This is a genomic window from Phenylobacterium sp. (genome assembly GCF_004799395.1).
Lineage (GTDB): Bacteria > Pseudomonadota > Alphaproteobacteria > Caulobacterales > Caulobacteraceae > Phenylobacterium.
Window position 1 is genome coordinate 1 of sequence record NZ_SSMZ01000192.1, and the last position, 5,787, is coordinate 5,787.

Genomic DNA, 5,787 nt, shown 5'->3' on the forward strand with positions numbered 1-5,787 from the left:
GCGCGCGACGCACGGCGGCCAGCATGCGCGAACGGCTCTCGGCCGATTTCTGGACCCTGCTGGTCAATCTGGAGAGCGAACTCACCGAGGGCGCCCAGGCCCCGCTCTCCGAAGCTGAGGCGTTACAGCAGGTGGAAAGCGCTCTGCAGATTCTAGCCGCCCTGGCCGGCCTCGCTCAGGAGAACATGAACCGCGTCGCCGGTTGGCGTTTCCTCGATCTGGGCCGCCGTATCGAACGCGGCGTCAACACCTGCCGCATCACCCGCACCTTCGCCCACGACGGCGCCACCCCAGACGACCTAGACCTGTTGCTTGACCTTGCCGACAGCCAGATCACTTATCGCGCCCGCTACCTGGTGGGGCTTGCCCTGACGCCCGTGCGCGACATGGTGATGCTCGACCCCTTCAACACTCGGTCCCTGGCGTTCCAGGTGGTCACGCTGAAGGACCATCTCGCGGCGCTACCTTCGCTGCTCGCCGACGGCATGCTTGAGGAGCCGAACAAAATCCTGCTGCCGCTCGCCACCGAGGTCGAGACGACGGACGCCCAAAACCTGACGCCGCCCAGAATGCAGGCCTTCGAGCGCACGTTGCTGCGCCTGTCAGGCGCTATTGCCGACCGCTATTTCCTGCAAGGGGCCCACGCCGTGCCGACCGTGAAGCTGGGTGGGTTGGCGTGATCTACGCCTTGCGGCATCGCACAACCTACACCTACGAGGAGCCCGTCACCTTCGCACGCTGCGTGCTGCGGTTGACGCCCCGCACCACGGCGACCCAGGTGGTCCTCGCCAACACGATCGCGGTCAACCCCCGGCCATCGGACGTTCGCGAGGGCGTTGGCCCATTCGGTGAGAAAACTCGCACCGTCGTCATCGACAAGCCGCACGCCTCCCTGGTGATCGAGGCGCTGTCCCGCGTTGACGTCCGTGCGCCGTCGCCACCCGATCCTCAGCGCACGCAAGCGTGGGAAGCGGTGCGCGCCGAAGGGTTCGAGAGCCGCACTCTGGGTCCCGACGGTCCTGCCGCCTACCTCTATCCCACCCGCCGCACTCCGGCCGCACCGGCCATAACCGAGTATGCCCGCCAAAGCTTTGCAACCGGCCGGCCCATCGTCGCGGCCGCCGCTGAGCTGATGACCCGGATCCGCAAGGAATTCACCTACGACCCGGACGCCACGACCGTATCCACGCCCGCACTAGACGCCTTCACCGCCCGCCACGGCGTATGCCAGGACTTCGCACATGTCATGATCTCGGGCCTGAAGGGCCTGGGCCTCCCGTCCGCCTATGTCAGCGGTTATCTCAGGACCACCCCACCGCCCGGCAAGCCGCGCCTTGAGGGCGCGGACGCCACCCATGCCTGGGTCTCGCTCTGGTGCGGCACGGCACAAGGCTGGGTCGGATTCGATCCGACGAATGCGCTCATCGTCCAGAACGACCATATCGTGCTTGCCATCGGCCGCGACTACTCCGACGTCGCCCCCATCGACGGCATCCTCCTGGCGCCCGGTGGCCAGACCCTGAAGGTCGAGGTCGACGTCGTACCGGAACAGGAAATCGCCGCCGCAACGTCGTAGTCGAATCCCGCCGCTGGCAACGACTAGCCCACAGCAGCGTTTGTACTCCGAGCGCGTACCTGCGCTCACCGCTGCGCTGCGGCCTGCCATGCTGGGCGCCGCCCTGGAGATCGCCATGAAATCCTTCGTCGCCACCGTCACAGTGCTCGGCCTGTTGGCCACGTCGTCCACGGCCCTGGCCCAGCCAGACCACAATCGCCCGGAACAGGGCGCGCGGCCCGCCGGCGGCCAGGCGCCCAACCGGCCCAGCGGTCCGCAAGGTGGCGGCGGCCACGCCGGCCCGGCTCCGGAGCGTGGCGCGGGGGCGCAGAATCCCGGGCGCGGCGCGGGAGAGCAGAATCCCGGGCGCGCGCCTGGGCAGCCGAGCGATCGCGGTGGCCGAGGCCAGGGCCAACAATCGGCCGGCCGTGCTCCGACGCCCGCCACATCCCCGGCGAACCGCCCTGCGGATCAGACGGCGCGCAGAGCCACTCACAGTCCGCCGAGTACGGCCCAAGGCCCAGGCCCAGGCGCTGGCGCTGGCGGCAATCGCGCCGGGACCGCGTCCCGCGCCGCGCCGTCGGCGGGCGGCAGGGCGACGGCGCGGTCGCCGAGCGTGGCGGCGCTGCGCGGAAACGTGCAGGCGCCGCGCCGCTTCAGCGCCGGCGCCTACCGGCAGCCGCAGGGTTATTCCTATCGCCGCTGGGGCTATGGCGATCGCCTTCCGCCGGCCTACTTCGGCCGCAGCTACTGGCTCACTAACTTCCTGGCCTACGGCCTGTTCGGGCCGCCGCCGGGGCTCGTCTGGATCCGGGTCGGACCTGACGCCCTGCTGATCGACGAGTATTCAGGCGAGGTCGTCCGCGCCGAATACGGCGTCTTCTACTGACCCCGCGGGCACGCCGGACCTAGACGTCCGGCGTGTCGGCCTTCTGACGGGCCATGCGACGGCTGGGCATGGCCTTGGCGAGTTCCGCCGCGTCCAGCTTGCCGTCATGATTGGTGTCGAGTTCGTCGAACTTGGCCTGGAGGTAGGCCAGCGGGCCCTTCAGCTCGCTCTTCTCGATGAAGCCGTCGAGGTTCGAGTCCAGCGAGCCCATCATCTGCGAGGCGAACAGCTTGGCCTGCAGATCATCGCGCACATGGCTCGTGGTCTCGTCGGCCCAGCGGTAGTTCAACCGGAAGTACATCATCTCGTCGGGGGTCTGTTCGCCCCAGGTGACGTTGCGCTTCGGGTCCGGATTGGCCGCGTTGTGGACCGAGTTGTCGTAGACCCAGGTGGCGACCAGCTTGGTGCCGGCCTTCACATGGATCGGGGTCACCGGATCGTAGTCGCGCTGCCAGTTGAAGTCGTACTTCGGCAGGCTGAGCAGCATCTGCTCCTTGCCGTCCGGCGTCACCGCTTTCAGCTCCACGTGGTAGCCGCGGTAGTGGGCGTGCGGGTAGAGCGTGTAGAGATAGGCGTCGGCCGGGAAGGTCAGGTAGGCGATCTCCTTGTGGCGCGCCTCGCCGGGCGGGATCATCAGGGCGAAGGTCGAAATCACCGCCGAGCGCTTGATATACTCAGGCGTCGCTTTCAGCGTGTAGAAGCCGACCTGGGTCTTATCGACCGTCTCCGACCCCATGGTCGTGTAGTGCATCTGGAAGTGCAGCTTGCCGCCCGCCGGCACCGGCGCGCCGGAGTTGTCGGCCATCACCTGCGGCTGGGCGCCCGGGGTGTAGGAGCCGACAGAGCCGCCTGGGATCGCGGCGGCCGGCTGGTTCGGGTCGGGGACGTGGTTGGAGACCACGTGGTGCAGCACGCGCCGGTCGCCCGGCTTCATGGCGATCGCCTTCAGCCAGGTGTTTTCCTTGAAGGGATTGTCGACCACCTGGTTCTGGTACTCGACCAATCCCGTGGCCGGGACCTTGAAGGCCGGCAGATCGACGATGACGTCGGGCTTGCCGAGTTCCGGCGGCCATTCCGGCGCGGTCTTGTTGACGTTGGCCAGCAAGGGGTCAGGTCCGTCGCCGCGCGGCGCGCCGGCTTCGATCCAGTGCACCAGGGTCTTGGTCTGATCGGCGGTCAGGCCCTGGTCGTTCTTGAAAACGCCGATGTGCGGATCGGCGAAATAGGGCGGCATGCGCCGGGTGCGGATCGTCTCGCGGATCATCGGCGAGAAGCCCCTGACCACCGCATAGCTGTTCATCGCGAAGGGGCCGATGCCGCCGTTCACGTGGCAGGAGACGCACTTCTCCTGCAGGATCGGAGCGATGTCCTTGGAATAGGAGATGTTGGCGAAGTCGGCGGCGTGCGCCTTCTCCGGGAAGGCCACCGGCTTGCCGACGGTGTCGGCGACCCGCATCACGGCGGGCTTGCTCCCGGCCAGCAGGGCGTCCACCGCCGCGCCGGCATGGGCGTCCATCGGCCCGCGATAGGCGACGGTCCAGGTCTTGGGGTTGATCACGAAGACCTCGCCTTCGCGCTGCACGCCCAGCGATTCGCCGACCAGCTGCTGCTCGTCCATCAGGATCGGGACAGTGAGGCCCTGCTTGGCGGCCTCCGCGGCGACGGCGTCACGGCTGTCGGCCAGGTTGGAGTCCATGGCCCAGACCACGACGCCCTTCTCCTTGTAGGCGGCGTCCAGCTTCTCCAGCGCCGCGGAGTCGGTCTTGGAGACCGCCGTGCCGTTGGTGCGCGTCATGATCACGATCGCCGGCGTGTAGCCGAAGTAATAGAGGTGCTGCGCCAATCGCGTGTGATCGGTGAGCTGGAAGTCGTCGACGTGTTGCGGCGTCGCGTTGGGCGTGTCGGCCGCGAGGCCGACGGGTGCGGCGAAGGTCGCGATGGTCAGGCCCGCGATCGCGGCGGTGGCCAATAGTGCGCGTTTCATGGCGTCAGCTCCCAGCTTTGGCGTCGTCCGGATATCATTGTTTCCCTGCACGAATGTTGCAGCGGCGGCTCCAGGGCGAGTTCACCCGGGCCATGACGTCCATCCAGACAATCGTCTAATATCTAATCGTTGATATCTATAGGTTTTTCAAAATCTCGCGGCCGCGCCTCGACCGGCCTGCCGAGCGATGCGCTGGGGCAAGTCTGAGCGCATCCGACCGCAAGGTCAAAACTTCTCTGGCCGCCCTGGCCCGGCGCTACCGCTGCGGCTCAGTGACAGCACATCAAACTGCGCAGCCGCATCACGCCGGCGCTCGCGCTCGCGCCCGTGCCCGTGCCCGCGGGCACACGCCGACTAAGCGCCGCTTGCGGGCACGGTGGCGGCGCTGACTTCCGCCGGTCTTCGCAGCCTGGGCGCCAACAAGATCAGGACGACCATCGCGAGCGCAATCACCCCGGTCGCCAGGAAGCGGCCAAAATCCAAGCCGCCCTGGGCGTGGGGCTTGGTCAAGGTGTCGCCCAGGGTGGCGCCGAGCGGACGGGTCAGGACATAGGCCGCCCAGAACAGGACCGCCTGCGGCGCCCACTTCATCAGGTGCAGGACGGCGACGAGGCCGATCAGGGCGGCGAACACCACAGCGGCGAGTTCGAACCCCCAAGCATCCCACCCGCCCGCCGGCGCTCCGTGCATGAAAGCTGGCGCGATCTTCTCCATCAGGTCCGGGATGGTCTCCGAGGAGAAGTCGCCAAGCGCGGTGCCGAGCGTGTTGGAGACCAGGATGGTCAGCCAGTAGAAGATTTCGTCGGTGCGCGTGGTGATGCGGTCCGCAGCGATCCTGCCGGTGGTCAGCCTCCACGCAACCAGCACAGCGATCACCAGCGCCAGGAGGACGGAGGACGACAGCACGTAGCCCGCGTGCAGGGTGCGGTCGATGAAGTCGGACGTTGTGGTGCCGACCGTGGTGGTGGCCACCACGACAAGCCAGTAGGTCAGCGGGTGATAGCGCTTGGAGGCCACCTGCCAGGTCAGGGTCACGGCGAAGAAGGCCAGGAAGATCAGCGTGGCCACGAGGTAGCCGAGCTTCAGGCTCATCGAGAAAGCGTCGCCGCCGGTCTCGCCCACCGTCGTGGCGCAGATCTTCACCACCCAGAACATCAGGATGGCGGGCGGCGCCTTGCTGAGCGCCTCGTGCGCCAGGCTGGGCTTAGCGGCCGTCGTCATCGGGCGCGCCTCACTTCACCGGCTCGAGGATCATCAGCCGGAGCGTGCCGGGCTTGGGCCGCGGGCGGCCGCCGGGGGTCGCGGGCGGATCGGTCTCGGCGGCGGCCACGAAGAGCCGCCCGCTTGCCGGATCGACCG

Annotated in this window: 5 protein-coding genes; 3 read left to right on the forward strand and 2 right to left on the reverse strand. The window is 67.9% G+C overall.

Going from position 1 to position 5,787, the window contains the following annotated elements:
- From E8A12_RS12625 to E8A12_RS12635, 3 genes are all read left to right on the forward strand, one after another.
- Window positions 1-680, forward strand: a 680-nt coding sequence (locus tag E8A12_RS12625; protein ID WP_293369231.1) for an alpha-E domain-containing protein, incomplete at its 5' end; no start/stop codon positions are given.
- The gene (locus E8A12_RS12630; RefSeq protein WP_293369233.1) at window positions 677-1,576 is read left to right on the forward strand and encodes a transglutaminase family protein; all 900 of its coding nucleotides are present in this window, start codon (window positions 677-679) and stop codon (window positions 1,574-1,576) included. The genes E8A12_RS12625 and E8A12_RS12630, both read left to right, overlap by 4 nt.
- Before the next feature lie 115 nt (window positions 1,577-1,691).
- A complete protein-coding gene (locus tag E8A12_RS12635) occupies window positions 1,692-2,444 on the forward strand; it encodes an RcnB family protein (protein WP_293369234.1) in 753 nt (250 codons plus the stop codon).
- Between the two features lie 19 nt (window positions 2,445-2,463).
- On the opposite strand, the gene E8A12_RS12640 is transcribed toward E8A12_RS12635, so the two are convergent.
- Both E8A12_RS12640 and E8A12_RS12645 read right to left on the reverse strand, forming a co-directional pair.
- On the reverse strand, window positions 2,464-4,428 hold the full coding sequence (locus tag E8A12_RS12640; protein ID WP_293369236.1) for a redoxin domain-containing protein: 1,965 nt from the start codon (window positions 4,426-4,428) through the stop codon (window positions 2,464-2,466).
- A 354-nt stretch (window positions 4,429-4,782) separates the two neighbouring features.
- On the reverse strand, window positions 4,783-5,649 hold the full coding sequence (locus tag E8A12_RS12645; RefSeq protein WP_293369238.1) for a hypothetical protein: 867 nt from the start codon (window positions 5,647-5,649) through the stop codon (window positions 4,783-4,785).
- Window positions 5,650-5,787: the final 138 nt, after the last annotated feature.